We start from the raw sequence: 26,575 nt of genomic DNA on the forward strand, positions 1-26,575 counted from the left end.
CCGAGGCATCGCCCCGGGGGCCGGCGGCGTGCCGGGCGCGTGCCGGGGCGGGCGGTGGCCCGGGGCGGGACATTGGACGGTCCCGGCGGGTTGATGTCAAAATGAGAGACTCATCCCGCGCGGCCAGTCACGATGCCCCCGACCCGCGGGCCGACGACAGGAGCTCCAGCCGTGTCCAACGCGCGGACGGTCCAGCAGTTCGAGAAGCGCATGGCGGAGGTCTTCCGGATTCGCCCCGCCCAGGTGAAGAACCTGTTCAAGGGTGCGAGGCCGACCGCTATCCGGGTCAATCGCCTTCTCGACGAGGAAACATATCAGGACACGCTGCGCATAGTGCGGGAAAAGGCCCCGAAAGCCTTTCCGGTCGACTGGTGCGAGCACACCTTCCTGTGGCCCGAGAACGACGGATTCGACGACATTCTGCCGATGGCCCACGAAGGGCGCGTCTATTTGCAGAACGCGTCCAGTCTCATTCCGCCCGTTGCCCTTTCCGCCCGTCCCGGCGACAGCATTCTCGATGTCGCGTCCGCCCCCGGCGGAAAGGCATTCCATGTCGCCGCCCGGGTGAACAACGACTGCACTCTGTGGCTGAATGACGCGGCCGCTCCCCGCGCCCGCAAGCTGGGCGAACTCGCCGATGTGTACGGCGTGAAATACGCCGAGCTGACCACGCACCCCGCGCAGTACCTGGACAAGTCGATCCCCGCCGAATCGTTCGACCGGATCCTCCTGGACGTCCAGTGCTCGGGCGAGGGACGGGTCGATCTGCGGCGCCCCGTGACGCTGCGGTACTGGTCCGAGGAGCGCATCGAGAAGTACAAGTTCCTCCAGACGAAGATGCTGAGTGCGGCCTATCGTCTGCTGCGGCCCGGTGGCGTCATGGTGTATTCCACCTGCACGCTCAGCCCCGAGGAGAACGAGTTCCCGGTCAGCAAGATCCTCCAGCGGCACGCGGACCTCACGGTGGAGCCGCTCGGCTTCTCCGAGCCGTCGTTCCAGCCCGGCGTCACGTCGTGGCGGGGCACCAAGTTCGACGCGCGGCTCACGGACGCGGTCCGCGTGGCGCCCACCGAGGTCTTCGAGGGCTTCTTCGTGGCCAAGATCGCCAAGGCCGGGGCCGGCGCGGCGTAACCGGCCGCCCCGCGCCCCAGCCGGCTCCCGGCCCGGAACGCGGGGCCGGGGATGCCTGGGGCCGGGGATGCGGGAGCCCGGGGCTCAGACGGCCAGCGGGGCGAGGTCCGCGACGACCTTCTCCTCGGCGAGATCGAGGATGCGCGTGGTGGCGGCCTCGTCCGCGGCGACCGCGACCAGGGCGGCGAGCCGGGGGATCGGGTTCTTCGGCGGCAGGAGCAACCGCGTTCCCGGCGGGGCGAGCACGGTGGTGTGCGCGACGCCGGGCAGACCGTCGACGTTGCTGAGGTCGACCTCGCGAACCGTGCAGTCGTGCGGCGGGTAGACGAAGCGGATCTCCGCCGTGCCCCCCGGCTCCCGGTCGCCGGTGCCCAGTTCGGGACGGCGCCCGAGGGCGATCTCGGCGGCCGCCTTCACCAGGTCGACGCCGGTGGCCATGCGGCTGATCAGGGGGATCAGGTCACCGCCGAGCCGCGCGTTCAGCTCGATCAGCCGGGGCCCGTCGGGCGTCAGCCTGACCTCGGCGTGGGTGACGCCGAAGTCCACGGCCAGGACGCGGTGCGCGCTCTCGATCAGCGTGGCGACCTCGGGATCCAGCGCCCCGGCCGCGGCGGTGACCAGGTGCCCCACTTCTTCGAAGTACGGCGCGAACCCCACACGCTTCTCGGCGACGTGCACCCACCGCACGTTCCCCTCGAAGACCACGCTGTCCACGCTGATCTCGGGTCCTTCGAGGAACTCCTCCACCAGGATGCCCTCGCCGGCCGGCAGCGTCCCGTACGCGGCCCCCGCGGCCAGCTCGAACGCCGCGCGCACCCCGCTCTCGTCCTCGGCCTTCACCACGCCGATGCTGCCGGCCAGGGAGCGGGGCTTCACCACCACCGGACAACCGAACTCCGCCGCGGCGCGGGCGGCCTCGTCGGCCGAGAACGTCAGCCGGTAGCCGGGCGAGGGCAACCCGGCCTCCTTCATGAGCGACCTGGTCGCGTACTTGTCGCGGCAGCGCGTCACCGCGGCGACCGAGGTGTGCGGCAGCCCCAGTTCCTCGGCGGCGCGGGCGGTCGCCTCCAGGACGAGCTCGTCCCAGGTGAAGACTCCGCCACGGCCCCCGGCCACGTTCAGCTCGGTCACTGCCGCGGCGATCGCCTTGGGATCGGTGCAGTCGACGACCCGGTGGTCGGCGAGATACGGCGCCTGCCAGGTGGGTTCCGCCGGGAGAACGGCCGTCAACTCATAGTCCTCGGCGAGGGACTGGAAGGAGTACTCCCGATATGGCTGGCCCCCGCTTCCGACAATTGTCAGCCGCGGCTTCTCTCGCTGTGCCATTGCGTGTTCCCCTTTTATCTCTCTGCCGTGTCATCCCTGAACGCGGTCGACCAGTTCAGAAGAGCGTTCGGAGTCGAAGAGTTCCCAGGCGTCCCGAGACCGCACTCGATGGATGCTCATGCCACGATCCATCAAGAACGCCGCGGAAGCCATACTTTCCGGATCCGTAAATCCGGGGGGCGCGTCCACCGGCATCAGCACGGTGCGGCCGTCGAGCAGTTCGGGCCGTCCGGGATAGGAGGCCAGCCGTGTCATTGCCGATGTCTCACACAGCTGAATTCCCGGGAGCGGCACGCGCAGCCCGTCACCGGTCGCTTTGACGACCGCTTCCTTGTACGTCCAGCGCCGCAGCAGCCACGTAGCGCGCGCATCCTCCGGCGTCTTTTCCAGCGTACTCAACTCATCCGCGCCCAGGGCGCGTTGCAGCACGGCGGCATGGCGCGACGTGAGGAGGCCCACGGTCTCCACGTCGACGCCGACCCGCGCCCCATGGCTCACGGCGACCACGACGACGGAGCCGGCGTACGACACCGAGACGTCCAGCCGCGCCCCCTCGATCCGGGGGCGGCCGTGCGGCAGGGGGCAGTCCGGGCAGTCCCGCACGACGCCGATGTCCCGCGCACCGAGGCCGAGTTGGCGGGCGGCGGCCAGGCGCACCAGGGCGGCGGACACCGTGAAGCGGTCCCGGTCATCGGCCCTGGCGTACAGATCCCGCCGTACGGTCTCGCTCCGCGTCAGCAGGGCGGCGAGCCCGGGACGGCAGTACGCGGTCCGGGCCCACCACACCTCGCAGGAGGCGCCGCCGCCGTTCCCCCCGGTCGCCGGGTGCGTCACTGCGCGGGGTCGGTGAGGGCGCCCAGAGCCGTCCTGACGTCCTGGGCGATGTGACCGATGAGCGGGTCCGGGTCGTCGCTGAAGTAGAAGTGCGCGCCGTCGAGCAGCCGCGTGCCGAGGAACTTCTCCGACTGCCCCGACCACTGGGCGAGTTGGTCCGCCGGGGCGTGCCGGTCCTCGCGGCCGCCGAAGACCGAGAGCGGCAGCGGCAGCGGCGGCCGCTCCGGGTCGGGCCGCCAGGTCTCCACCAAGCGAAGGTCCGCCCGGATCAGCGGCCCGAAGATCCCCCACAGGCCCGGGTCGTCCAGGAGCACGTCCGGGGTGCCGCCCAGGGCGCGCACATGGTGGCGGAACCCGTCCTCGTCCAGCGTGTGCCGCCGCACGGCAAGGGGCGTGGCGCTCGGCGCGCGACAGGCGGAGAGCCCCAGCCACACGGGCGGGGTGCGTGCCTCGGCGACGAGCCGGTGTGCCAGTTCGAACGCGACGATGCCGCCCATGCTGTGGCCGAAGAAGGCGTACGGCTCGTCCAGTTCGGGTTCGATCCGGTCCAGGAAGTGCCGGGTGAGCAGGTCGAGGTCGTCGATCAGGGGGCGGCCCATCAGGTTGCCGTGCCCCGGTGCGTCCAGCCATCGGCCGTCCCAGCCTTCGGGGAGCCGGTCCTGCCAGGTGTTGAACAGTGTGCTGGAGCCCCCGGCGTGATGAAAGCCGAACAGCCGTACCCGGGGTGCGGTATTCGCCCTGGTCCCGCTCAACAGAGCTCCCTCCCTGCGCCGGAGCGTCCGCCCCGCCGGCCGCCCACTCTGCCAGCCACGCGTTCACGAGTTCAAGGGATGCCGTGCCGGATGCCGTGCCCGTCACACCAGTTGATCCTTTTGATCATTGTCACCGCCCGGTCCTGCGGATAGCTTGATCGATGCCAACGGTCCTGACTTCCCAGGAGGTACACCGCCCATGTCGGCTTCAGGGAAGACGGACGGGGGCGCGCGTCCCCACGTCGTCGTGATCCATCGCTGGCGGGACCGGTACGCCCACTACGAGACGTATCTGGATCACGACGAACACGCCGTGACCTACGTGACGACCGAGGTGGGAACCGCGGGGGTGCCCGGCCGCGCCGCCGGTGTCGCGCTCGTGGACGCCACCGACGACATGCCCGCGGTGCGTGACGCCGTGTCCGGCCTGTCCAAGGAGCACGGGACGCCCACGGCGGTGGTCGCGCTGAAGGAGGACGACCTGCTGATAGCGGCGCAGCTCCGCACCGAGCTGGGCCTTCCGGGCACCGCGCCCCACGAACTGGTCCCGTTCCGCGACAAGTTGGAGATGTGCGAGCGGGTCGAGGCGGCCGGGCTCGCCATCCCCGCGTTCGCCCCCGTGTCCGGGCCCCCGGACGTGGAGGCCTTCGCCGCACGCCACGGGTGGCCCGTCGTCCTGAAGCCCACGCAGGGCAGTTCCAGCGCGGGCGTCCGGGTCCTGGACGACGCCGCCGAGCTGGCCGGTGTGGACTGGCACGAGGGTGCCCCCCTCATGGTCCAGGTGCGCGAGAGCGACCCGATCTACCACGTCGACGGACTGTTCAGGGAAGGCCGTCTGGAGGCCTGGCGGGCCTCCCGCTACGTCAACACGTGCCTGGGCTTCAGGGACGGCACCTACCTGGGTTCCGTCGAGGAGGACGATCCCGCCGTTCTGGCCGCGATCGGCGCGGCGTCGGAAGGCTTCCTCGGGGCGCTCACCGACACCTCGACCGTCTTCCACCTGGAGGTGTTCGTCGGGCGCGGCGCCGACGGCGCGATCCGCTGCTCCTTCCTCGAAGTCGGAGCGCGGGTCGGCGGCGCGGAGATCCCCTTCATCTGGCGGGACGTGCACGACTACGACCTGATGGGGCCGGCCTTCGCGCTCCAGCTGGGCGAGCAGCCCGCCGAGGGGCGGCTGCGCGCCAGGGAGGTCGGCGGGTGGCTCCTGATCCCGGCGCCGACGGAGCGGCCCTGCCGCATCGTCGAGGTCACGTCGATGACGGGACGGGATCCGGGGCCGTACGCCGAGTCGCTCCTCGCCCCGGGCGAGATCCTGCCCGCGGCGGACGCCTACTACGAACACGTCGGCGGGCGCTTCAGGTTCACCGGCGCGACGAGCGCGGCGGTGGAACGCGCGGTCCGTGACACGGCCCGGGACTTCCGCGTCGCCGCGGAGTCCTGCGGGACGCCGGCCTGAGCCGGGGCCTTGACGGTCCGGGCCCGCCGGGGCTCGTGGTGGCCGGGGCCTGCGCGGTTTTGCCCCTTCACGGTCGGGCCGCTGCGGGGTCCGGGCCGGTGGCGGTACGTCGACGGGCGCCCGGCGGCCTGTTCCGGCCACCGGGCGCCCGTTCGGCGCGTCCGGATCAGTGCTTCTCGTCGCGCTCCTGTTCCTCCGCCTCGGCCTCGGCCTGCTTGGCCTGGACTTCGGGGTCGAGGGCGTCGGCGCTGCCGTCCACGGCGGTGAGCGGCGGGCGGTCGTCGGCGACCTCGGTCGGCTCCGGGGGCTCGACCAGCCAGTCCGGGTTGGCCTGCTTGTCCCACCACCGCCACGCGGCGAACGCGCCGCCCGCGACGATGCCGAGGATCAGGAAGCCCTTGCCCGCGCGGGCCGCCTTGGCCCGGCGCCGGTGCTTGCGCGCCAGCTTCTCGATCTCCTTCGTCGTCACCTGGCCGCGCAGTGCCGCGAGCGCCGCCGCGGAGCGGGCCATGGCCTCCTCGCGCAGGGGCTGAGCGGCCGCCACGGCCTGCTCGACGCGGGGGGCCGCGTAGTCCGCGGCCTGCCGGGCGGCCCGGCGCGAGTGCTTCGCCGCCTGGTGGGCCACCTCGTCCACCCTCGGCGGGACACGCGGCGCCACATGGGCGTCGTACTGGTGCCGGGCCTGGCTGCGGGCCTGGGCCGCCGCCTTGGTCACCTTCGGTGCGACGCGTACGCGCGCTTCCTGGGCGTAGTGCTGGGCATACTGTGCGGCCTGCTGCTTGGCCGAGTCGGCGTAGGGCGCCACCACTTCCGCGGCGTGCAGCACGCTCTCCTTCGCCGATCCGGTTGCGGCGCGCACGCTCTCCATGCGGGTCACGTGATCCTCCTCCTTGGTGGCGGTTCGGTATGTCGCCTTTCCACCCATCTCGAAATCATGCCTGTCCTGCGAGTACCCGGCATGTGCTCCAAGGCATCCGGGTGGGGGCCGTGTCTTTCGAGCAATTTCGGGACGGGGGGCGGGACGCGGTACTGAGGGGGAGCTCGCCGACGACAATGCCACGGTTCGGGGCAGTACGGCACCGTTCAGCGGGTATCCGTGGGTAACCGGGCGGTTTTCCACCCGTCGGCACGGTCCGTGCGAGGATCGTGCATCGTCAGTGCAGACCCTTGCAGCGCTTTAGAGGAAGGCAGATCGTGGCCGAGCAGCTTTACGCCACCCTGAAGACCAACCAGGGCGACATCGAGATTCGGCTCCTGCCGAACCACGCACCCAAGACGGTCAAGAACTTCGTGGAGCTCGCCAAGGGCGAGCGCGAGTGGATCGACCCCGCGACCGGCCAGAAGACCAACCGCCCGCTCTACGACGGCACCGTCTTCCACCGCGTCATCGAGGGCTTCATGATCCAGGGCGGCGACCCCCTGGGCAACGGCACCGGCGGTCCGGGCTACGAGTTCGCCGACGAGTTCCACCCCGACCTCGGCTTCACCAAGCCGTACCTGCTGGCCATGGCCAACGCCGGCCCGGCCACCAACGGCTCGCAGTTCTTCATCACCGTGTCGCCCACCGCGTGGCTGACCGGCAAGCACACCATCTTCGGCGAGGTCTCCAGCGACGCCGGCAAGAAGGTCGTGGACGCCATCATCGCCACCGAGACCAACTCGCGCACCGACCGCCCGGTCAACGACGTGATCATCGAGTCGGTCGTCGTGGAGACCCGCGAAGGCTGAACTTCGGCTCCGCAGGGAACCTTTCCGCCCCGCTCGTCCGTATGACGAGCGGGGCGGAGCTGCTGCACGAGAACGAGGGAGCCCGATGAACCAGGAAGAGGACGAGGCGCGGCAGTCGAGCCTGCCCGGCTGCTACCGCCATCCCGAGGTGCGCACCGGCATCAGCTGCGCGCGCTGCGAACGGCCGATCTGCCCGCAGTGCATGGTCAGCGCGTCCGTCGGCTTCCAGTGCCCCGAGTGTGTGCGCTCGGGTTCCGGCACCGGCCACGCGCCGGCCGCGAACCGGCCGCGGACCGTGGCGGGCGGGGTCCTCGCGACCGGCGATCCGCAGCTGATCACCAAGGTCCTCATCGGGATCAACCTCGCCGTGTTCCTGGTGCAGCAGGTCGTCGGCGACCGGTTCACCGATGCGCTCTACCTGCTGGCGTCGTGGCCGGTCCAGGGCTTCGACGGCGTGCAGGGCGTGGCCGAGGGCCAGTGGTACCGCCTGGTCACCTCGATGTTCCTGCACGGCAGCTACATCCACATCGGCTTCAACATGCTCAGTCTGTGGTGGCTGGGCGGGCCCCTGGAGGCGGCGCTCGGCCGGGCCCGCTATCTCGCGCTGTACTTCGTGTCCGGCTTGGCCGGCGGCGCGCTGACGTATCTGCTGGCCGCGCAGAACCAGCCCTCGCTCGGTGCGTCCGGCGCGATCTTCGGCCTGTTCGGTGCCATGGCGGTGCTGATGCGGCGGATGAAGTACGACATGCGTCCGGTGATCGGGCTGCTCGTGGTCAACCTGATCTTCACGTTCTCGTGGTCGGGCATCGCCTGGCAGGCGCACGTGGGCGGTCTGGTGGCGGGCGTCCTGGTCGGCATCGGCATGATGCACGCGCCGGCGGAGCGGCGTGGGCCGGCGCAGTGGGGCAGCTGCGCCGCGGTCCTCGCGGTCTCGCTCGCGCTGGTCCTGATCCGCACCGCCCAGCTGACCTGATGTGCGGTCGGCGGCTGACCTGATCCGTACGGCACCGGACATCCCATCCGAGCTCGACCGGGCCCGCCCGACCACAGCGGGTACGAGCTTTCCCCAGAGTTGTCCACAGTGGGTGCCCGAACTTGTGCACTGGGTGGGGAACGCCCGTGCCCCTCGCTCCTGACCTGGGAGTTCCAGGTGGGGCAAGGGGCACAAGGGGTGGGGCGGCCGGTGGAACCAGTCACACCGGCGTCAACATCCCGGAAGTTATCCACAGATCGTCTGAGTTATCCACTCCCCGTGGATAGCGTTGTGGATAACTAGGGGCAGAGCTTGCTTTCGGCCGCTACTTCCACTGCGTGGAGACGCCGAAGCCGCCCGCGATGAAGCCGAAACCGACGACGATGTTCCAGTTGCCGAGCGCGCTGAGCGGCAGATCGCCCTCGGTCACATAGAAGAGGACGATCCAGGCAAGACCGATGAGGAAGAACGCCAGCATCACCGGGGCCACCCAGCCGCGATTGCCCAGCTTTATGGCAGTCGCCTGCTTCGGGGGCGGCGGCGTGAAATCGGCCTTCTTGCGGATACGTGACTTCGGCACGAGGAACTCTCCTGTCGATGCGCTGCGTGACCGCGCAGGGAACTGTGGCGGCGCCGGGGGACGGACTGCGGGGGAAGCCTCCCCCAAGCGTCCGTTAGCGTAGTGCTTCCGTGGCGCCGAAGGAGATAAGGGTACGTTGAGCAATTCTGCCGACTCCCCCGACGGGGTCCCCGAGCAGCCCCGCGACTCCCTCGCCGGGGTCCCCGAGCAGCCCCGGCGACGCCTGCGCGGCCGACCCGTGCGGCTGCTCTCCGCCGCCGTGTTCGCGCTCGCCGGCCTCATCTTCGTGACCAGCTTCAACACGGCCAAGGGCACCAACATCCGCACCGACGCCTCGCTCCTGAAGCTGTCGGACCTGATCAAGCAGCGCGACCACAAGAACAAGGAGCTCGGCGACACCACCGCCGCGCTCCGCGGCGACGTGGACGCGCTCGCCCAGCGCGACGACGGCTCCACCAAGGCCGAGGACCAGCTCCTCAACGGCCTCAAGGACGCCTCGGGCACCGCGCCCGTCTCCGGCAAGGCGCTCACCGTCACCCTCGACGACGCCCCGCCCAACGCCACCGCGGCCCCCGGTTACCCCACCCCCCAGGCCAACGACCTCGTCATCCACCAGCAGGACCTCCAGGCCGTGGTCAACGCGCTGTGGCAGGGCGGCGCCCAGGGCATCCAGGTCATGGACCAGCGCCTGATCGCCACCAGCGCGGTCCGCTGCGTCGGCAACACCCTGATCCTCCAGGGCCGCGTGTACTCGCCCCCGTACAAGATCACCGCGGTGGGCGGCACGGGGAAGCTGCGCGCCGCCCTGAACGCCTCGCCGGCGATCCAGAACTACCAGCTGTACGTGAAGGCGTACGGGCTCGGCTGGAAAGTCGACGAGCACAAGACGATGACTCTCGCCGCCTACTCGGGCACAGTGGATCTCCACTACGCGAAACCGGTGCAGTAGCGGCGCGGAAGGGGACACCGCCGATGTCCGTGCGGATCGTCGTCAGGTCCTTCAGCGAACTGTGCATCACCGCCGGCACCGTGATCGTCCTGTTCGTCGTCTATCTCCTGTACTGGACGGGCGTGAAGGCCGACCACGCGGCGAGCGACCAGATGTCCAGCCTCCAGCGGCAGTGGGCCGCCCAGAGCCCGCCGCCCCGTCCGGCCGCGTCCCCGCAGAGCACCGCACCGGCCGGGTCCGAGGGGCCGCCCGCTCCCGCCGCGTACGCCGAAGGCCGCTCCTTCGCCGTCATGTACATCCCGCGGCTCGGCAAGGACTGGCACGAGCCGGTCCTCGAAGGCACCGCCGTGAAGGACCTCCAGAAGGGCCTCGGGCACTACGCGAACACCGCCCCGCTGGGCCAGCAGGGCAACTTCTCGGTCGCCGGCCACCGGCGCACCTACGGCGACCCGTTCAAGGACTTCCCCGAACTGCGGCCGGGGGACGCGGTCGTCCTGCGCGACGACAGCACCTGGTACACCTACCGCATCGACAACAAGCCCTACCGGACCGTGCCCAGCGACGTCGGCGTCATCGACGCCGTCCCCGCCAAGTCGCCCTTCCGCTCCCCGGGCCGCTATCTGACCCTCACCACCTGCGATCCGGAATGGGGCAGCAGCCACCGCCTGATCGCATGGGGACACCTCGACTCCACGCAGCCCGTGACGCGGGGCGGACCCCCGGCTTTGGACGGCTGACCCCACTCCACAGCCCCGGCCCTTACTCTGGTGCCGTAACGATCGTCGGAAGGGACAGCGGGGACAGCATGTACGGCTGGATCTGGCGGCATCTGCCGGGCAACGCGTGGCTTCGGGCGTTCATCTCGCTCGCGATGGTGCTGATCGTCGTCTACGTGCTCTTCCAGTACGTCTTCCCGTGGGCGGAGCCTCTGCTTCCGTTCAACGACGTGACGGTGGACCAGGGGATGGGGACAGCAGTCCGGTGAGCGCACGCATTCTCGTAGTCGACAACTACGACAGCTTCGTCTTCAACCTGGTCCAGTACCTGTACCAGCTCGGCGCCGAGTGCGAGGTCGTCCGCAACGACGAAGTCTCGCTCGGTCACGCCCAGGACAACTTCGACGGCGTCCTGCTCTCGCCCGGACCCGGCGCCCCCGAACAGGCGGGCGTCTGCGTCGACATGGTGCGCCACTGCGCGGCGACCGGCGTCCCCGTCTTCGGTGTCTGTCTCGGCATGCAGTCGATGATGGTCGCGTACGGCGGTGTGGTGGGCCGCGCCCCCGAGCTGCTGCACGGAAAGACGTCGCCGGTGCTGCACCAGGGCGCCGGCGTCTTCGCGGGCCTGCCCTCCCCGTTCACGGCGACCCGCTACCACTCGCTGGCCGCCGAACCGGCCACCCTGCCGGGCGAGCTCGAAGTCACCGCCCGCACCGAGGACGGCATCATCATGGGGCTGCGCCACCGTGAACTGCCGGTCGAGGGCGTCCAGTTCCACCCCGAGTCGGTGCTGACCGAGCACGGCCACCGGATGCTGGCCAACTGGCTGGTGCGATGCGGGGACGCGGGGGCCGTCGGGCGCTCGGCGGGGCTCGCGCCGGTGGTGGGCAAGGCCGCGGCGTGACTCCGGTGCGCCCGGAGGACGAGTACGACCCGCTGACGGACCCGCTGCCACCGGCGGCGGGGTCGCCGTGGTTCCGTGCCGACAAGCCGGCGCCCGGCGCTTCAGCCCCCGTACAGGAGCCCGTATACGGGCCCGCGCCGGTCCCCGGCCCGGGACCCGCGCCTGCTCACGCCCCGGCGCCCGCCGCGTGGCACGAGCAGGCGCCCGCGCCCCAGGAGGGCTGGTACCCGGCACCGGAGCCGCCCGCCGAACCCGTGAACCGGGCCGCGCCCCCGATACCCGGCCCCGGCCCCGGCATCTCCGGGCCGATGGCTGTCCCCGGGCCGATGGCCGCCGGGTCGTCGGCCGTCCCCGAACCGACCGCCGTCTTCGAGCCGATAGCCGACTACGAGCCGTCTGCCACGTCGGTGCCGCCGGCCACCGGTGGCCGGGCCGAGCGGCGCAAGGCGGCCAAGGGCAAGGGACGCGCGACTCCCGCGCCCGCCTCCGTGCCCGCCCCCGCGCCGGACGGGCGGCGTCCGACCCGGGCCGAGGCGCGCCGGGCGGCCAAGGCGCGCAAGGACAGTGCGGCGGTGGTCGCCAGCCGGGTGGTGGGCGAAGCGTTCATCACGCTGGGCGTGGTGATGCTCCTGTTCGTGACGTACCAGCTGTGGTGGACCAATGTCCGCGCCCACCAGGAAGCGGGCAGCGCGGCCAAGAAGATCGCCCAGGACTGGGCGGACGGGCGCAAGCCCGACACGTTCGCGCCGGGTCAGGGCTTCGCCATCATGCACATCCCCAAGCTGGACATCGTCGCCCCGATCGCGCAGGGCACCAGCAAGGCGAAGGTCCTCGACAAGGGCATGATCGGCCACTACGACGAAGCCGGCCTCAAGACCGCCATGCCCTCGGACGCGACCGGCAACTTCGCGGTCGCCGCCCACCGCAACACCCATGGCGAGCCCTTCCGGTACATCAACCGGCTGAAGGCGGGCGACAAGGTCATCGTCGAGACGCAGGACGCGTACTACACGTACGAGATCACCAGTGCACTGCCGCAGACCCCGCCGTCGAACGTCTCGGTGCTCAAGCCGATCCCCGTCGGGTCCGGATTCACCAAGCCCGGCCGTTATCTGACGCTGACGACCTGCACGCCGGAATTCACGAGTACCTACCGATTGATCGTGTGGGGCAAGATGGTCGACGACCGGCCGCGCAGCAAGGGCAAGCCCGACGCGCTCGTGGGATGACCGAACGGACAGCAGGGGCGGGTGCGGTGGCTGCAGGAACCGACCACGAGGAGCGGACCGGCGTCCCCGGGCCCGCTCCGGCCCGGCGCGGGCGAGGAGCCGTCGCCGCGGTCATCAGCGTTCTGGGTGAACTCCTCATCACAGCAGGCCTGGTGCTCGGTCTGTTCGTCGTCTACTCGCTGTGGTGGACCAACGTCGTCGCCGACCGCGAGGCCTCCGCGCAGGGCGACAGCGTGCGCCGCGACTGGGCGGCCGCCGCCGGGCCCGGCGCGCTCGACACCAAGGGTGGCATCGGCTTCCTGCACGTCCCGGCGATGAAGAACGGCGAAGTGCTCGTCAAGAAGGGCACCGACACCGACGTCCTGAACGGCGGTGTCGCCGGCTACTACACGGACCCCGTCAAGGCGACGCTCCCCGGTACGGCCACGAGCGGCAACTTCACGCTCGCCGCCCACCGGGACGGCCACGGGGCCAAGTTCCACAACATCGACAAGCTGAGGACCGGCGATCCGGTCGTCTTCGAGACCAAGGACACCTGGTTCGTCTACAAGGTGTTCGCCGAGCTGCCCGAGACCTCGAAGTACAACGTCGACGTCCTCCAGCCCGTCCCGAAGGGCTCGGGCGTGAAGAAGCCCGGCCAGTACATCACCCTGACGACCTGCACCCCGGTCTACACCTCGAAGTACCGCTACATCGTGTGGGGCGAGCTGGTGCGCACGGAGAAGGTCGACGCGAAGCGGACGCCGCCCGCCGAACTGCGGTAGGGCCGCGGCCCGTACCGCGTCGGGAGCGCGGTGCACACCGAAGAGGGCGGCCCGGCATCCCGTGGCCCGAACACCACTGAGCCCCGGCACCCTCATCGGGCGCCGGGGCTCAGTGCCGTGAGCCGTGACCGTCTAGTCGACGGGCCAGCCCGGCCATCCGGTGTCGTTCTGTCCGCCGCCGCCGCCGCCGCCGCCGCCTCCACCGCCGCCGCCGCCGATGGTGGTCAGCGTGACGGGCTGGCTCGGGTCGGCCATGGTGCCGCCGCCCGGCGTCACGGTGAGGACACGGGCCTTGTCGTCGTTCGAACTGCCCGGCGCGAACTGAACGTTGCTGAATCCGGCCTCGTTCAGCGTCTGGGTGGCCTTCTTGACGGTCATGCCGGCCAGATTCCCCGGGATCTGGGCCTGGCCGGGCGTCGGGGACGTCTGCGGGCCCTTGGAGACCCTCAGTACGATCTGGACGTCCTTGGCCTGCGGGGTGTTCCCGGTGGGGGTCATCGACACGACCTGGTTGAGCGGCTTGTCGTTGTCGACGTCCTGGCGGGAGACGTTGGTGAAGCCGAGGGCACTGAGCTGCTGGACGGCCGCGGTGTAGTCGTGGTTCGTCACGTCGGGCAGGTTCGTGGTCTGCTTCTTGGCGATCGTCAGCGTGACCGTCGAGTTCTTCTCGGCCTGCGAACCGCCCGTCGGGTCCTGCTTGTCGACCGTGCCGGGGGCCGAGCTGGACTCGACCTCCTTGGTCTTCACCTGGAAGCCCTTTTTCTGGAGCAGCTGGGTGGCGCTGTCCTTGTCCTTCTGCGTGACGTCCGGGACCTCGATCTTGGGCGCGCCCGTGGAGACGGTGACCGAGACGGTCTCGCCCTTCTTCATGTCGCCGCTCGCCGGGCTCTGGGTGCAGATGTTGCCCTGGGGCTGGTCCGCGCACGGCTCGTTCTTGTCCACGGACATCTTGACGCCGACGTTGGTCGCCAGCTTCTCCGCGTCGCCCTGGCTGCTGCCGACGAGCCGAGGCACGCTCACCGTGGTGCTGTCGGCGCCCCCGCTGAAGACGGCCTTGCCGATCAGGATCGCGCCGACCAGGACCAGGACGCCCGCCAGGATCAGCAGGATCGTCGAGGTGTTGGACTTCTTCTGGCGCCGCCGGCCGGGGCGGTCGTCGTAGCCGTAGCCGCCGTCGTCGGGGTTGACCGGCGGAAGCATCGAGGTCTGGCCGCCACCGGTGTCGGCCTGGCGCAGCGCCGTCGTGGCCTGGTCGTGGCCGTAGCCGTCGTACCCGTTGCCGTAGCCGACCGCGCCCATGGCCGCGGTCGCGGCGACCGGCTGCCCGTCGAGGTAGGCCTCGATGTCGGCGCGCATCTCGTCCGCCGACTGATAGCGGTAGTCGGGGTCCTTGACCAGAGCCTTCAGGACGATGGCGTCCATCTCGGGCGTGATCTCGGAGTCGAAGTTCGACGGAGGCTGCGGGTCCTCGCGTACGTGCTGGTAGGCCACCGCGACCGGAGAGTCCCCGACGAAGGGGGGCCGGACGGTGAGCAGCTCGTACAGCAGGCAGCCCGTCGAGTACAGGTCGCTTCGCGCGTCGACCTGCTCGCCCTTGGCCTGCTCGGGGGAGAGGTACTGGGCGGTGCCGATCACGGCGGCGGTCTGCGTCATCGTCATGCCGGAGTCGCCCATGGCGCGGGCGATGCCGAAGTCCATGACCTTGACCTGGCCGGTGCGCGTCAGCATGACGTTCGCCGGCTTGATGTCACGGTGGACGATGCCGTTGCGGTGCGAGTACTCCAGGGCCTGGAGGATGCCGATGGTCATTTCCAGGGTGCGCTCGGGCAGCAGCTTGCGCCCGGAGTGCAGCAGCTCACGCAGGGTGGAACCGTCGACGTACTCCATCACGATGTACGGGATGGAGACGTTGTCGACGTAGTCTTCGCCGGTGTCGTAGACAGCGACGATCGCCGGGTGGTTGAGCGAGGCGGCCGACTGGGCCTCACGGCGGAACCGGGCCTGGAAGGACGGGTCGCGGGCGAGGTCGGCCCGCAGCGTCTTCACGGCGACGGTGCGGCCGAGCCGGGTGTCGTGCGCGAGGTAGACCTCGGCCATGCCACCACGGCCGAGCACCTGGCCCAGCTCGTACCGGCCGCCGAGGCGACGCGGCTCTTCCATAGCTAATCCAGCCCTCTCCGTCTGTCCCGACCGTACCCATGGGTGGTCCGGCGGTGTGCTGTTCGCGCATACGCTACCGGGCACCGCAAGCCGATCAGCTCGCGGCCGTCACCTGATACCGGACCGGTACAGGGCACGTGTGATGTTTCACGTGAAACGGACGATGTTTCACGTGAAACGGCCCGGGTCACTTCTTGCCGTCGAGTACCGCCTTCATGACATCCCTGGCGATGGGGGCCGCGAGCTTGCCGCCCGCGATGTCGTCACGCGTCGTGTCGGAACCCTCGATCACGACGGCGACCGCCACCGGGGAGCCGTCCCCCGACTTGGCGTAGGAGATGAACCAGGCGTACGGATTGTCCTTGTTGCCCACGCCGTGCTGGGCGGTACCGGTCTTGCCACCGACGGTCATGCCGTTGATCTGCCCGGCCTTGCCGGTGCCGTCGGTGACCACGAACTCCATCATCTTCTGGAGCTTCTGCGCGGTGGCTGCCGACATGGGCTGGCTCATCTGCTCGGGCTGCGTCTTGGAGAGCACGTCGACGTTCGGCGCCTGGAGCTGGTCGACCATGTAGGGCTTCATCAGCTTGCCGTCATTGGCGACGGCCGAGGCGACCATGGCCATCTGGAGCGGCGTGGCGCGGTTCGAGGCCTGGCCGATGCCCGCCATGGCGTTCTGCGGACGGTTGTCCTTCGGGTAGACGCTGGCGTCCGTGCGGACCGGGTTGAAGATCTCCTTGTTGAAGCCGAACTTCTCGGCCTCGGCCTTCATCTTGTCGTTGCCCAGGTCCGCGCTGATCTTGCCGAAGACGGTGTTGCAGGACCACTGCAGCGCCACCTTGAGGGTGGCGTTCTCGCAGGGGATGTTGCCCTCGTTGTTCAGTGGCTGGTGGTCGGTGTCCGGCAGGATGTACGGCACCGGCGACTTCGTCGGATCGTCGATCCCGGAGTACAGGCCGTTCTCCAGCGCGGCCGCGGCGGTGACCACCTTGAAGGTCGAGCCCGGCGGGTAGGTCTGGCGCAGCGCGCGGTTCAGCATCGGGTCGTCCGGGTCGACCTTCTTCTGCAGGGCGTTGTAGGCCTTGGAGTCCTTGCTGGTGTTGCCCGCGAAGGTGGACGGGTCGTAGGACGGCGTGGAGGCCAGCGCCAGGATCGCACCGGTGCGCGGGTCGATGGCGGCGACGGCGCCCTTCTTGTCGCCCAGCCCGTCGAACGCGGCCTTCTGGGCCTTGCTGTTGAGGGTGGTGATGACATTGCCACCCTTCTTCTTGTCCCCGGTGAACATCGACATCGTCCGGTCGAAGAAGAGCCGGTTGTCGGTGCCGGAGAGGATGCCGTCCTCCAGGTTCTCCAGCTGGGTGGCACCGAACGCCTGCGAGGCGTACCCGGTGACCGGTGCCCACGTGGGTCCGTCCTTCCAGGACCGCTTGTACTTGAAGTCGTTGCCGGAGGTCTCCGTGGAGCCGGTGATCGTCTGACCGTCGGCCGTGATGATGTTGCCGCGCTCGTGGGCGAACCGCTCGATCTCCACCCGCCGGTTGTGCTCGTTGGCGTTGAGCTCGTCGGCCCGGACGTACTGGAGCCAGTTGTCGCGGATCATCAGCGAGAGGATGAGCAGCCCGCAGAAGATCGCGATCCGGCGCAGGGGCTTGTTCACGGGCGGACCACCTGGGTCATCTCGGCGTCGGGGGACGGGGCGGGAGCCGGAGCGGGACGGCGGGCGGTGTCGCTGATCCGGATCAGAATGCCGATCAGCGCCCAGTTGGCGATGACGGACGATCCGCCCTGCGCCAGGAACGGCATGGTCATACCGGTCAGCGGGATGAGGCCCATCACACCGCCGGCCACCACGAAGACCTGGAGCGCGAAGGCGCCGGACAGGCCGATCGCGAGCAGCTTGCCGAACGGGTCGCGTGCGGCGAGCGCGGTGCGCACGCCCCGCTCCACGATCAGGCCGTAGATCAGCAGCAGCGCCATCATTCCGGCCAGGCCCAGCTCCTCGCCGACGGTGGAGAGGATGAAGTCGGCGTTGGCGGCGAAGCCGATCAGGTCCGAGTTGCCCTGCCCGAGTCCGGTGCCGAGGGTTCCGCCGGAGCCGAACGACATGATGGCCTGGCCGATCTGCTCGCAGGCACCGGTCTTGTCGCTCGTGTAGCAGGCGAAGGGGTCGAGCCAGGCGTTCACACGCGACTGGACGTGCGGCTCGAAGGAGGCCACCGCCACCGCGCCGACCGCCGACATCAGCAGACCGAACACGATCCAGCTGGTGCGCTCGGTCGCCACGTACAGCATCACGACGAACAGGCCGAAGAACAGCAGCGAGGTGCCGAGGTCGGTCTCGAAGACCAGGATCAGGATCGACAGCGCCCAGATCACCAGGATCGGGCCGAGGTCACGGCCGCGCGGCAGGTACAGGCCCATGAACCGGCGGCTGGCCAGGGCGAGCGCGTCGCGCTTCACCATCAGGTAGCCGGAGAAGAAGATCGCGATGATGATCTTGGCGAATTCGCCGGGCTGGATGGTGCCGAGACCGGGGATCGAGATCCAGATCTTGGCGCCGTTGACCGCCGGGAAGAACATCGGCAGCACCAGCAGGAACAGCGCCACGGCCATCGAGATGTACGTGTAGCGCTGCAGGATGCGGTGGTCCTTGAGGAGCAGCAGCACACCGACGAACAGGGCCACGCCGATCGCGGTGTACAGCAGCTGATGGGGTGCGTCGGGGGAGAACTTGCCCCAGGCGGACTTCGCGCGCTGGATCAGCCGCGGCGACTGGTCGAGCCGCCAGATCAGGACGAGGCCGAGCCCGTTGAGCAGCGTCGCGAGCGGCAGCAGCAGCGGATCGGCGTACCGGGCGAACTTGCGCACCACCAAGTGCGCCACACCCGCCATCAGGCCGAGGCCCAGACCGTATCCGAGCATGCCGGAGGGAAGCTTGCCGGTCATGGCAAGCCCCACGTTGGCGTACGCGAACACCGGGATGGCCACCGCGAAGATCAGCAGGGCCAGCTCGGTGTTGCGGCGGCTCGGTGCTTCGATCGCGCCAATGGTGGTCGTGTTGGTGACAACGCTCATGGTGTGGAAAGGCCCCCTACGGCTGCCTACTGCTTACCGCACTGCGAGACCAGCTTCTGCTCGTCCTCCGAGAGGCTGGGGCCGGGTGTGGGAGATGCGGTGGTGGTCTTGTCGGACGGGGTGCCGGTGGCACCCTTGCCGGGCTTCGCGGAGTTGTTGCTCTCCGCCGCGCGGCGCTCCTCCTCCTTCTGGCAGGCGGATGCCTGCGTCGCGAACTCCTGGATCTTGGCCTGCGCCTTGTCGAGGCTGTTCGCCGCGATGGTGGAGTCGATCTGGTTCTGCTGGTACTGCGGGAGGTACTTGAGTTCGATCTTGGGGTAGTCGGTCTCCACCTTGGAGAGCTTCACCCACGCCAGGTCCTGGCTGATGCCCCGGTACAGCGCCACATGCGGAGTGCCGTCGCTGTTGGTGCCGATGTAGTACTGCGTCTGCGTCCAGCGGTAGCCGCCGTACAGGCCGCCGCCGACGACCGCGAGGGCCAGCACGATGAACAGGGATCTGCGGATCCACCGGCCCTTGCGGCGCCGGTCCGGCTTGACGAAGTCCTCGTCCGTGTACGAGCCGAAGGCGCCCTCGGGGGGACTGCCGTAGCCGCTGTCGTCGCCGCTGCCGGGCGGGCCGAAGCCGCCCGTCGGGGCGGGCGCGGGCGCGGGCCTGCCGAGCCCGGAGGCGCGGCCCGCCGGGGTCTGCATGGCGCCGCCGTCGTTCAGCTGCAGCTGGTTCTCGGCGACCGCGCCGACGATCACCGGCGTGTCGTTGAGCTGGCCCGCCAGGGTGTCCCCGGCGTCGACGTCGAGGACGTCGGCGATGATCACCGTGATGTTGTCGGGGCCGCCGCCGCGCAGCGCGAGCTGGATCAGCTCCTGCACGGTCTCCTGCGGGCCCTGGTAGCTGGCGAGGGTCTCCTCCATCGTCTGGTGGGAGACCACGCCCGACAGGCCGTCGGAACAGATCAAGTACCGGTCGCCGGCCCGCACTTCACGGATCGACAGATCGGGCTCGACGTGGTCGCCGCTGCCCAGGGCGCGCATCAGGAGCGAGCGCTGCGGATGGGTGGTGGCCTCTTCCTCGGTGATGCGGCCCTCGTCGACCAGACGCTGCACCCAGGTGTGGTCCTGGGTGATCTGGGTCAGGACACCGTCGCGCAGCAGATAGGCGCGCGAGTCGCCCACGTGCACGAGACCGAGGCGCTGGCCCGTCCACAGCAGAGCGGTGAGCGTGGTGCCCATCCCCTCCAGCTGGGGGTCCTCCTCGACCATCATGCGCAGCTGGTCGTTGGCCCGCTGCACGGCGGTGCCGAGCGACGTGAGGATGTCGGAGCCGGGTACGTCGTCGTCGAGCGTGACCAGGGTGGAGATCACCTCGGAGGAGGCGACCTCACCGGCGGCCTGACCACCCATGCCGTCCGCGATGGCCAGCAGACGAGGGCCGGCGTAACCGGAGTCCTCGTTCCCCTCGCGGATCATGCCCTTGTGCGATCCGGCGGCGAAACGCAGGGACAGACTCATGCGCACCTCGCCCGTCGGCTCGGGGTACGGCCGGTCATGTCGAGCCACACTGCCCACCCTCCGGTCGGGAGCCCGCCCCGGTCCCTGGGGACCGTCGCGGCTCGCTCGCTCCGCTCGCTCATTGTCGTACTACTTCCGCAGCTCGATGACGGTCTTGCCGATGCGGATCGGCGCGCCCAGCGGAATCGGGGTCGGGGTGGTGAGCCGGGTCCGGTCCAGATAGGTGCCGTTGGTGGACCCGAGATCCTCGACGATCCAATTGCCGTCCCGGTCCGGGTAGATCCTGGCATGGCGGCTCGACGCGTAGTCGTCGTCCAGGACGATCGTCGAATCGTGCGCCCGGCCCAGCGAGATGGTCTGGCCCTGGAGGGCGACCGTCGTGCCGGTCAGGGTGCCCTCCGACACGACCAGCTTGGAGGGGGCGCCGCGGCGCTGACGCCCGCCGCCACCCTGCTGCTGGCCGCGCTGCGGCGGCGGCGTCGCGGCAGCGGCGGACTGCCGGCCGGTCTGCTGCTGCCGGCCTGCTTCATTGCCCCTGCGCGAACCGCGCTGGGTGACACGCGTGCCGAACAGATCACTGCGAATGACCTGAACGGCCACGATGACGAACAGCCACAGTACGGCGAGGAAACCCAACCGCATGACCGTGAGGGTCAGCTCTGACATTGCCCCCGCTTCACCCTTCGGCTTGCCGGTAAACGATGGTGGTGCTGCCCACGACGATCCGCGAGCCGTCGCGGAGCGTAGCGCGGGTGGTGTGCTGCCCGTCCACCACGATGCCGTTGGTGGACCCGAGATCCTGGATCGTCGGGGGCGTTCCGGTCCGGATCTCACAGTGCCGGCGCGAAACGCCGGGATCGTCGATCCTCACGTCCGCATCGGTGCTGCGGCCAAGGACCAGGGTCGGGCGGGAAATCTGATGGCGGGTGCCATTGATCTCGATCCAGCGTCGCACCTGACCGTGTCCGCCCGGCATCGGCCCCGGGGCCGCCGGACGGCGGTCGGCGGGCGAACCGGCGGGACGGCCCGGAGGCGGCGCCGTGGGCATGGGCGGCGCCGAGCCGGCGGCCGGCGGGTAGCCGTAACCGCCACCCTGAGGGGCCGCGGGCGCGGGACGCTGCGGGCCGCCGGGGCCCGCGCCCTGGCCGCCCTGCTGGTCGGTGCTGGACGCGAGCGTGCGGCTGCGCACCCGGTACAGACCCGTGTCGAGGTCATCGGCCTTCTCAAGGTGCACCTTGATCGGGCCCATGAAGGTGTAGCGCTGCTGCTTCGCGTAGTCGCGCACCAGGCCGGCCAGCTCGTCGCCGAGCTGCCCCGAGTACGGGCTGAGCCGCTCGAAGTCGGGAGCGCTCAGCTCGACGATGAAGTCATTGGGGACGACCGTGCGGTCCCGGTTCCAGATCGACGCGTTGTTGTCGCACTCGCGCTGGAGCGCGCCGGCGATCTCGACGGGCTGGACCTCGGACTTGAAGACCTTCGCGAAGGTGCCGTTGACCAGGCCTTCGAGCCGCTGCTCGAAACGCTTCAGGACTCCCATGGGGCACCTCCTCCGTCGTTGCCGTCCTGGTGATGCTGCCGGTTCTGCTCCGGGTCGTTCTCTTGGTACTGCTTACTGATCGTATCCACGCGTCGGGAAATCGGCTGGTTCCCCTTCTGTGCCCTGTGGACGAGTGTCACCTCTCACACACACCTCTCGTACGGATCGTAGAGGTGGCTTCCCGACAGTGTCCCGCACCCGGGGTGCACTGTGGAGGAGCGGGTAACGATGCCGGGGGTTGCCTCCCTGCGCCTTGTCCCTCCCCACCAGGGTCGCCGCAAACAACCGATGTGAATCCACCCTGTCCAGCGTGCTAATCTTCTCGACGTCGCCAGGCAATCGCACCGAAAAGTGAGAGAGCCCAGCACACCACTCTTGCGCGAGTGGCGGAACGGCAGACGCGCTGGCTTCAGGTGCCAGTGTCCTTCGGGACGTGGGGGTTCAAATCCCCCCTCGCGCACAAGTCAGAAGCCCCGCAGATCCCCGGATCTGCGGGGCTTCCTTCGTATGTCGTGCCGGTCGCACGCGCCTGGCGTCTCATGCCCCGCTCCGTTCCGTTCCGTTTCCTGTTCCGTCCGGTCCCGTACCTGGATCCCGTTCCCCGGCTCCGTTCTCCGCTCTGTGTCATATGTCGCGTCACGGGCCGCGCAAACCTGGTGAGGCGGCGCGGGGCATCGGGCGGTTTCACGTGAAACGGCCCCGATCGGAGAGTTGTCCACAGGGCAGGGCGGGTGTGCGCCAGCGCCTGTACCGTCAGGGGCAGTTGATCGTGTGGCGGCTCCGTGCGAGCGGCGTCGTACGAGACGGGGGAGGCGGCACGCCATGGGAGAGATCGACACGGTGGTCCCGGCGCCACGAGCCGAGGGGACGGACGGACAGGGGCGGATTCCCGGCGTCCCCGGGTTCGCCCGCCGCCCCCACCCACCGGGCACGGCACACCGCACGGCCCAGCGGTCGCCCAAGGCCGAAGGAAAGGCGTTGCGGGACCGGATCCCGCGCGGCGCCCACGACTCGCTGCTCCTGGCCGCCGACCGGCCCGACGCCGTCCGCGCGGTCGAGGAGTCCAACGCGGGCCGGGTGCCCGAGCTCACACCGATACGGGTGGGCCGCATGGCCGCCGGTCCCTTCGCCTTCCTTCGCGGCTCCGCCGGACTCATGGCACACGACCTGGCCGGCACTCCCGTCACGGGAATCGCCGCACAGATCTGCGGAGACGCCCACGCCGCCAACTTCGGGCTGTACGGCGACGCGCGAGGAAGCCTCGTCATCGACCTGAACGACTTCGACGAAACCGTGACCGGCCCCTGGGAATGGGACGTGAAACGGCTCGCCGCCTCGCTGGTCCTGGCGGGCCGCGAAGCGGGCGCCGACGAGACCACCTGCCGCGCCGCGGCGTTCGACGCCGTCGGCGCCTACCGCCGCACCATGCGCCTGCTCGCGAAACTGCCGGCCCTCGACGCCTGGAACGCGATGGCCGACGAGAGACTCGTCTCCCACGCCGACGCCCACGACCTCATCGGCACCCTGGAACGCGTCGCCGAAAAGGCTCGCAACAACACCAGCGCGCGCTTCGCCGCCAAGGCGACCGAACATGACAAGGACGGCAACCACCACTTCGTCGACGCGCCGCCGGTGCTGCGCCGCGTGACCGACGCCGAAGCCACGGCCGTCGCCGCCTCGCTGGAGCAGTACCTGCACACGCTGCCCGAAGACCTGCGGCCGCTGCTCGCGCGCTACGCCATCCACGACGTCGCGTTCCGCGTCGTCGGCACCGGAAGCGTCGGCACCCGCTCGTACGTGGTGCTGCTCCTGGACCACCGGGGCGAACCCCTCGTGCTCCAGGTCAAGGAGGCCAGGCCCTCCGTGCTGCTGCCGCACCTGCCGAAGGAGGGCTTCCAGCCGGCCGAAGCCGGGCACGAGGGGCGGCGCGTGGTGCTCGGGCAGAAGCGGATGCAGGTGGTCAGCGACATCCTGCTCGGCTGGACGACCGTGAACGCATTGCCTTACCAGGTACGGCAATTCAGAAACCGCAAGGGCAGCGTCGACCCCGCCGCGCTCGCCGCCGGCCAGCTCGACGACTACGGCCGCATGACGGGAGCGCTGCTCGCCCGCGCCCACGCGCACAGCGCCGACCCCCGGCTGATAGCCGGGTACTGCGGAAAGAACGAGGAGTTCGACCACGCGGTGGCCGCCTTCGCGGTGACCTACGCCGACCGTACGGAGGCCGACCACGCGACCCTGGCCGCAGCCGTGCGCGCCGGCCGCATCCCGGCGGAGGCGGGGGTGTGAGGTGCCGCGTTCGCCGCCCTTACGCTGGACCGGTGACGGACGAAGCTGCAGGCGGTACGACTGCCCGGAACGAAGACCCGTTGAGCACCCCGGCAGCCGCGGGGGGCGAGACGGGCGCGCCGTTGGGCGGGCAGGCCGGGGCCGAGCGGCCGGAGGCGCGGCTCGAGCGTGCGGTGCGGGCGGCCGAGCAGGCGCTGATCGAGTTCGAGATCGCCGTGGAGACCTTCCGGGTCGAGGTGGAGAACTTCTCCCGGCTCCACCACCAGCGGCTCGGCCCGATGTACGCGAGGCTCGATGAGCTGGACGCGCAGATCGCCGAGGCCAGGGCGGTGCGGAGCGGCGACCCCGAGGACCTGCGCAGGGCGCGGGAGGCGCGGGCGGCGGTCATGCCGATGCCGGGGGTCGAGGAGCTCTTCCACGACTGGATGGACTCCGACGGCCTCTCCCCCGAGGCCGCCTCGATGCTCACCGACCAGCCGGTGCGGCCGCCCAAGCGGGTCCGGCCGAGCGAGGAGGTGCGCAGGCTCTATCGCGAGCTGGCGCGCAAGGCGCACCCGGATCTGGCGCAGGACGACACGGAGCGCGCACGGCGGGACGAGTTCATCGCCCGGGTCAACGCCGCGTACGGGCGGGGCGACGAGGCGCTGCTGCGGGAGCTGGCCGAGGAGTGGGCGGCGGGCCCGGTGCCGGCCGAGGCGCGGCCCAGCGAGAGCGAGGAGCTGTACGCGCGCCTTGAGTGGCTGAGCCGCCGCAAGGAGCTCCTGGCGCTGGTGGCCCGTGAACTGGAGGACAGCGCGATCGGTTCGATGCTGCGGATGGCACCGGACGATCCGGACCGTCTCCTGGAGGAGATCGCGGAGCAGTTGCTGGCCGAGGTGGCCGGTCGTGAGACGGAGCTGGCGAAGCTGGTGCAGTAGCGTTCGCAGAACCTGCCGGGTTCGTACGAGAGAAGGCATGACCCATGAATTTCGCCCAGCTGCCCTCGGTGGATGTCGCCGAGGTGCCGGCCGACGCCCTGGTCCTCGATGTCCGTGAGGACGACGAGTGGGCGGCGGGGCATGCCGAGGGCGCGCTGCATGTGCCGATGAGCGAGTTCGTGGCCCGCTTCGGCGAGGTGACGGAGGCGGTCGCGGACGGCCGCCGGGCGTATGTGATGTGCCGGGTCGGCGGACGGTCGGCACAGGTCACGCAGTACTTGGTGCAGCAGGGGATCGACGCGGTGAACGTCGACGGCGGCATGCAGGTGTGGGAGGCCGCGGGCCGCAAGGTCGTCGACGCCGCGGGCGCGCCGGGCACGGTCGTCTGACGGGCCCGCTGCCCGCCCGGCCCGGCGCTCAGGCGGTCTGGCTGAGGGGGTGGGCGGCGAGGAGGTCGCCGAGGGCTTCCTCGTGGGCGGCGGCGGGGCCGAGGGACAGCTCCAGTTGTTTGGCCCAGGCGTGGTAGCGGTGCAGCGCGTAGTCGGTGTCGGCGCCGAATCCGCCGTGCAGGTGCTGGGCGGTCTGGACGACGCGGCGCACGCCTTCGGAGGCCCAGATCTTGGCGACCGATACGTCCGCGGCGACGGGCAGGGCGCCCGGGGCGCCGGTGCTGATGCGCCAGGCGGCCTGCCAGAGCGTGGCTTCCATGGCACGCAGGTCGATGTAGCGGTCGGCGGCCTGGACGGCGACCGCCTGGAATGTGGCGACCGGGTGTCCGAACTGCTCGCGCTTTCCGGTGTATTGGCCGGTCATGGCGAGGACGGCTTGGCCGAGGCCGAGAGCCAGGGCGCAGGTTCCGGTGGCGAGCAGATGGTGCAGCCACTCCCAGGCGCCGTCCGCCTCGATGACCGCGGACGCGGTGAGCCGTACGGATGCGAGGTGGAGTTCGGCGAAGCGTTCGCCGCTGGTGGAGATCTGGTCGGCGAGGGCGATGCCCCGGTGGTCGCGGGGGACCAGGGCCAGGACGGTGTGTCCCTCGGCGGTGTGGGCGGGCACAGCGACGCGGTCGCAGGTCTGGGCCCACGGGACCGCGGTCTGGGCGCCGTCCAGCACCCAGTGGTCGCCGTCCCGGCGGGCGGTGACGGCGAGTTCGGCGCCGTCGTGGCCGGTGCGGCCGTTGGCGGCGACGGTGACGACGAGGTTGCCCCGCCCGATGGCGGGCAGCAGCTCGTGGCGCAACTCGGCCTGGCCGTACCGCTGTACGGCCAGGGCGACCGCGCTCGTCTCCAGGAGGGGAACCCGGGCCAGGACCTTGGCCGATTCGCGCAGCAGCAGGCACAGGGCGACGGGGTCGAGGCCGGCTCCGCCGTACTCGGCGTCGAGCACCAGGCTCAGCAGGTCGGACGCGGCGAGTTTGGCCCAGAGGCCGCGGTCGAAGTCGTCGGCGACGGCGCCCGCGGTGAGAGCGGGGCTGGGTACCGCGTCGGGTGCGACGCCGGAGAAGACGGCTTTGGCGGCCTCGACGGCTGCCTGCTGCTCCTCGGTGAAGGTGAAGTCCACGGCCTTGTCCTCCCGCACGCACCGGTTCTCTCCGGGGTGGGCGCCGCCGCGCGAACGGCGCGTCGCCCTACCGGATCTGACGGATCGTCAAGATAGAACAGGTTCTACGGGATGGGAATGGGCACGCTCCACCGAGGGCACGCTCCACCGACCGGCAGCCCGGGGGCCGGCTGCCCAGCACCGCCGG

Annotated in this window: 25 protein-coding genes and 1 tRNA gene; 14 read left to right on the forward strand and 12 right to left on the reverse strand. The window is 70.3% G+C overall.

The window, feature by feature from the left end; all coding sequences use genetic code 11:
- Positions 1 to 171 precede the first annotated feature (171 nt).
- Positions 172 to 1,131, forward strand: coding sequence for an RsmB/NOP family class I SAM-dependent RNA methyltransferase (locus OG432_RS17020; protein ID WP_328311788.1), 960 nt, complete (start codon positions 172 to 174; stop codon positions 1,129 to 1,131).
- A gap of 84 nt (positions 1,132 to 1,215) precedes the next feature.
- Here the strand turns inward: OG432_RS17020 and OG432_RS17025 are convergent, their stop codons facing one another.
- The 3 genes from OG432_RS17025 to OG432_RS17035 are packed head-to-tail and all read right to left on the reverse strand — an operon-like array spanning position 1,216 to position 4,043.
- On the reverse strand, positions 1,216 to 2,457 hold the full coding sequence (locus OG432_RS17025; RefSeq protein ID WP_328311789.1) for an ATP-grasp domain-containing protein: 1,242 nt from the start codon (positions 2,455 to 2,457) through the stop codon (positions 1,216 to 1,218).
- A 30-nt stretch (positions 2,458 to 2,487) separates the two neighbouring features.
- Positions 2,488 to 3,291: a 4'-phosphopantetheinyl transferase family protein gene (locus OG432_RS17030; RefSeq protein ID WP_328311790.1), complete on the reverse strand. Its 804-nt coding sequence runs from the start codon at positions 3,289 to 3,291 to the stop codon at positions 2,488 to 2,490.
- On the reverse strand, positions 3,288 to 4,043 hold the full coding sequence (locus OG432_RS17035; RefSeq protein WP_328311791.1) for a thioesterase II family protein: 756 nt from the start codon (positions 4,041 to 4,043) through the stop codon (positions 3,288 to 3,290). Before OG432_RS17035 ends, OG432_RS17030 begins: the two co-directional genes overlap by 4 nt.
- Before the next feature lie 199 nt (positions 4,044 to 4,242).
- Between OG432_RS17035 and OG432_RS17040 the strand changes: the two genes are divergently transcribed.
- Positions 4,243 to 5,499: an ATP-grasp domain-containing protein gene (locus OG432_RS17040; protein ID WP_328311792.1), complete on the forward strand. Its 1,257-nt coding sequence runs from the start codon at positions 4,243 to 4,245 to the stop codon at positions 5,497 to 5,499.
- Between the two features lie 166 nt (positions 5,500 to 5,665).
- Here OG432_RS17040 and OG432_RS17045 read toward each other — a convergent pair whose 3' ends face one another.
- Positions 5,666 to 6,376 (reverse strand): DUF5324 family protein, encoded by a 711-nt coding sequence (locus OG432_RS17045; protein WP_328311793.1) that lies wholly within the window; start codon positions 6,374 to 6,376, stop codon positions 5,666 to 5,668.
- A gap of 317 nt (positions 6,377 to 6,693) precedes the next feature.
- Here OG432_RS17045 and OG432_RS17050 point away from each other — a divergent pair, with 317 nt between their 5' ends.
- Together OG432_RS17050 and OG432_RS17055 are read left to right on the forward strand one after the other, a co-directional pair.
- Positions 6,694 to 7,227, forward strand: coding sequence for a peptidylprolyl isomerase (locus tag OG432_RS17050; RefSeq protein ID WP_328311794.1), 534 nt, complete (start codon positions 6,694 to 6,696; stop codon positions 7,225 to 7,227).
- A gap of 85 nt (positions 7,228 to 7,312) precedes the next feature.
- Complete coding sequence (locus OG432_RS17055) at positions 7,313 to 8,200, forward strand: rhomboid family intramembrane serine protease (RefSeq protein ID WP_328311796.1); 888 nt, start codon at positions 7,313 to 7,315, stop codon at positions 8,198 to 8,200.
- A 325-nt stretch (positions 8,201 to 8,525) separates the two neighbouring features.
- Here the strand turns inward: OG432_RS17055 and crgA are convergent, their stop codons facing one another.
- Complete coding sequence (crgA, locus tag OG432_RS17060) at positions 8,526 to 8,780, reverse strand: cell division protein CrgA (RefSeq protein WP_267059063.1); 255 nt, start codon at positions 8,778 to 8,780, stop codon at positions 8,526 to 8,528.
- A gap of 136 nt (positions 8,781 to 8,916) precedes the next feature.
- On the opposite strand from crgA, the gene OG432_RS17065 reads away from it, so the two are divergent.
- From OG432_RS17065 to OG432_RS17090, 6 genes are all read left to right on the forward strand, one after another.
- Positions 8,917 to 9,729 carry a DUF881 domain-containing protein gene (locus OG432_RS17065; RefSeq protein ID WP_443058402.1) on the forward strand — a complete coding sequence of 271 codons (813 nt, stop codon included), beginning with the start codon at positions 8,917 to 8,919 and terminating at the stop codon, positions 9,727 to 9,729.
- Positions 9,730 to 9,752: 23 nt separating this feature from the next.
- Positions 9,753 to 10,466, forward strand: coding sequence for a class E sortase (locus OG432_RS17070; RefSeq protein ID WP_328311797.1), 714 nt, complete (start codon positions 9,753 to 9,755; stop codon positions 10,464 to 10,466).
- A gap of 68 nt (positions 10,467 to 10,534) precedes the next feature.
- Complete coding sequence (locus tag OG432_RS17075) at positions 10,535 to 10,714, forward strand: hypothetical protein (protein WP_328311798.1); 180 nt, start codon at positions 10,535 to 10,537, stop codon at positions 10,712 to 10,714.
- Positions 10,711 to 11,349: an aminodeoxychorismate/anthranilate synthase component II gene (locus OG432_RS17080; RefSeq protein ID WP_328311799.1), complete on the forward strand. Its 639-nt coding sequence runs from the start codon at positions 10,711 to 10,713 to the stop codon at positions 11,347 to 11,349. Before OG432_RS17075 ends, OG432_RS17080 begins: the two co-directional genes overlap by 4 nt.
- Positions 11,280 to 12,578 (forward strand): class E sortase, encoded by a 1,299-nt coding sequence (locus OG432_RS17085; RefSeq protein WP_443058403.1) that lies wholly within the window; start codon positions 11,280 to 11,282, stop codon positions 12,576 to 12,578. The genes OG432_RS17080 and OG432_RS17085 overlap by 70 nt, the downstream gene beginning before the upstream one ends.
- A 26-nt stretch (positions 12,579 to 12,604) precedes the next feature.
- On the forward strand, positions 12,605 to 13,342 hold the full coding sequence (locus tag OG432_RS17090) for a class E sortase (protein WP_328311801.1): 738 nt from the start codon (positions 12,605 to 12,607) through the stop codon (positions 13,340 to 13,342).
- Positions 13,343 to 13,474: 132 nt separating this feature from the next.
- Here OG432_RS17090 and pknB read toward each other — a convergent pair whose 3' ends face one another.
- The 6 genes from pknB to OG432_RS17120 all read right to left on the reverse strand — a co-directional run bounded on the left by pknB (position 13,475) and on the right by OG432_RS17120 (position 21,622).
- Positions 13,475 to 15,502 (reverse strand): Stk1 family PASTA domain-containing Ser/Thr kinase, encoded by a 2,028-nt coding sequence (gene pknB, locus OG432_RS17095; RefSeq protein ID WP_328311802.1) that lies wholly within the window; start codon positions 15,500 to 15,502, stop codon positions 13,475 to 13,477.
- A 187-nt stretch (positions 15,503 to 15,689) separates the two neighbouring features.
- Positions 15,690 to 17,159 (reverse strand): peptidoglycan D,D-transpeptidase FtsI family protein, encoded by a 1,470-nt coding sequence (locus OG432_RS17100; RefSeq protein ID WP_328311803.1) that lies wholly within the window; start codon positions 17,157 to 17,159, stop codon positions 15,690 to 15,692.
- Entirely contained in the window at positions 17,156 to 18,577 is a 1,422-nt protein-coding gene (locus tag OG432_RS17105; RefSeq protein WP_328311804.1) for an FtsW/RodA/SpoVE family cell cycle protein, read from the reverse strand. Before OG432_RS17105 ends, OG432_RS17100 begins: the two co-directional genes overlap by 4 nt.
- A 26-nt stretch (positions 18,578 to 18,603) precedes the next feature.
- A complete protein-coding gene (locus OG432_RS17110; protein WP_328311805.1) occupies positions 18,604 to 20,085 on the reverse strand; it encodes a Stp1/IreP family PP2C-type Ser/Thr phosphatase in 1,482 nt (493 codons plus the stop codon).
- A gap of 129 nt (positions 20,086 to 20,214) precedes the next feature.
- Positions 20,215 to 20,751 (reverse strand): FHA domain-containing protein FhaB/FipA, encoded by a 537-nt coding sequence (locus OG432_RS17115; protein ID WP_328311806.1) that lies wholly within the window; start codon positions 20,749 to 20,751, stop codon positions 20,215 to 20,217.
- Between the two features lie 10 nt (positions 20,752 to 20,761).
- Positions 20,762 to 21,622 carry a DUF3662 and FHA domain-containing protein gene (locus OG432_RS17120; protein ID WP_328311807.1) on the reverse strand — a complete coding sequence of 287 codons (861 nt, stop codon included), beginning with the start codon at positions 21,620 to 21,622 and terminating at the stop codon, positions 20,762 to 20,764.
- A 377-nt stretch (positions 21,623 to 21,999) separates the two neighbouring features.
- Here OG432_RS17120 and OG432_RS17125 point away from each other — a divergent pair.
- From OG432_RS17125 to OG432_RS17140, 4 genes are all read left to right on the forward strand, one after another.
- A tRNA-Leu gene (locus OG432_RS17125) sits at positions 22,000 to 22,082 on the forward strand.
- 362 nt (positions 22,083 to 22,444) lie between these two features.
- Positions 22,445 to 23,911 (forward strand): DUF2252 domain-containing protein, encoded by a 1,467-nt coding sequence (locus OG432_RS17130; RefSeq protein WP_328311808.1) that lies wholly within the window; start codon positions 22,445 to 22,447, stop codon positions 23,909 to 23,911.
- 80 nt (positions 23,912 to 23,991) lie between these two features.
- Positions 23,992 to 24,828: a hypothetical protein gene (locus OG432_RS17135; RefSeq protein ID WP_443058576.1), complete on the forward strand. Its 837-nt coding sequence runs from the start codon at positions 23,992 to 23,994 to the stop codon at positions 24,826 to 24,828.
- Positions 24,829 to 24,872: 44 nt separating this feature from the next.
- Positions 24,873 to 25,217: a rhodanese-like domain-containing protein gene (locus OG432_RS17140; protein ID WP_328311809.1), complete on the forward strand. Its 345-nt coding sequence runs from the start codon at positions 24,873 to 24,875 to the stop codon at positions 25,215 to 25,217.
- Positions 25,218 to 25,245: 28 nt separating this feature from the next.
- Here OG432_RS17140 and OG432_RS17145 read toward each other — a convergent pair whose 3' ends face one another.
- A complete protein-coding gene (locus tag OG432_RS17145; protein WP_328315136.1) occupies positions 25,246 to 26,388 on the reverse strand; it encodes an acyl-CoA dehydrogenase family protein in 1,143 nt (380 codons plus the stop codon).
- Between the last annotated feature and the right edge of the window lie 187 nt (positions 26,389 to 26,575).

The organism is Streptomyces sp. NBC_00442 (assembly GCF_036014195.1).
Lineage (GTDB): Bacteria > Actinomycetota > Actinomycetes > Streptomycetales > Streptomycetaceae > Streptomyces.

Coding starts and splice junctions, on each gene's coding strand:
- OG432_RS17070 (WP_328311797.1), top strand. CDS start 9,753: ATGTCCGTGCGGATCGTCGTCAGGTCCTTCAGCGAACTGTGCATCACC.
- OG432_RS17120 (WP_328311807.1), bottom strand. CDS start 21,622: ATGGGAGTCCTGAAGCGTTTCGAGCAGCGGCTCGAAGGCCTGGTCAAC.
- pknB (WP_328311802.1), bottom strand. CDS start 15,502: ATGGAAGAGCCGCGTCGCCTCGGCGGCCGGTACGAGCTGGGCCAGGTG.
- OG432_RS17140 (WP_328311809.1), top strand. CDS start 24,873: ATGAATTTCGCCCAGCTGCCCTCGGTGGATGTCGCCGAGGTGCCGGCC.
- OG432_RS17085 (WP_443058403.1), top strand. CDS start 11,280: ATGCGGGGACGCGGGGGCCGTCGGGCGCTCGGCGGGGCTCGCGCCGGT.
- OG432_RS17055 (WP_328311796.1), top strand. CDS start 7,313: ATGAACCAGGAAGAGGACGAGGCGCGGCAGTCGAGCCTGCCCGGCTGC.
- OG432_RS17110 (WP_328311805.1), bottom strand. CDS start 20,085: ATGAGTCTGTCCCTGCGTTTCGCCGCCGGATCGCACAAGGGCATGATC.
- OG432_RS17040 (WP_328311792.1), top strand. CDS start 4,243: ATGTCGGCTTCAGGGAAGACGGACGGGGGCGCGCGTCCCCACGTCGTC.
- OG432_RS17130 (WP_328311808.1), top strand. CDS start 22,445: ATGGGAGAGATCGACACGGTGGTCCCGGCGCCACGAGCCGAGGGGACG.
- OG432_RS17115 (WP_328311806.1), bottom strand. CDS start 20,751: ATGTCAGAGCTGACCCTCACGGTCATGCGGTTGGGTTTCCTCGCCGTA.
- OG432_RS17075 (WP_328311798.1), top strand. CDS start 10,535: ATGTACGGCTGGATCTGGCGGCATCTGCCGGGCAACGCGTGGCTTCGG.
- OG432_RS17105 (WP_328311804.1), bottom strand. CDS start 18,577: ATGAGCGTTGTCACCAACACGACCACCATTGGCGCGATCGAAGCACCG.
- OG432_RS17025 (WP_328311789.1), bottom strand. CDS start 2,457: ATGGCACAGCGAGAGAAGCCGCGGCTGACAATTGTCGGAAGCGGGGGC.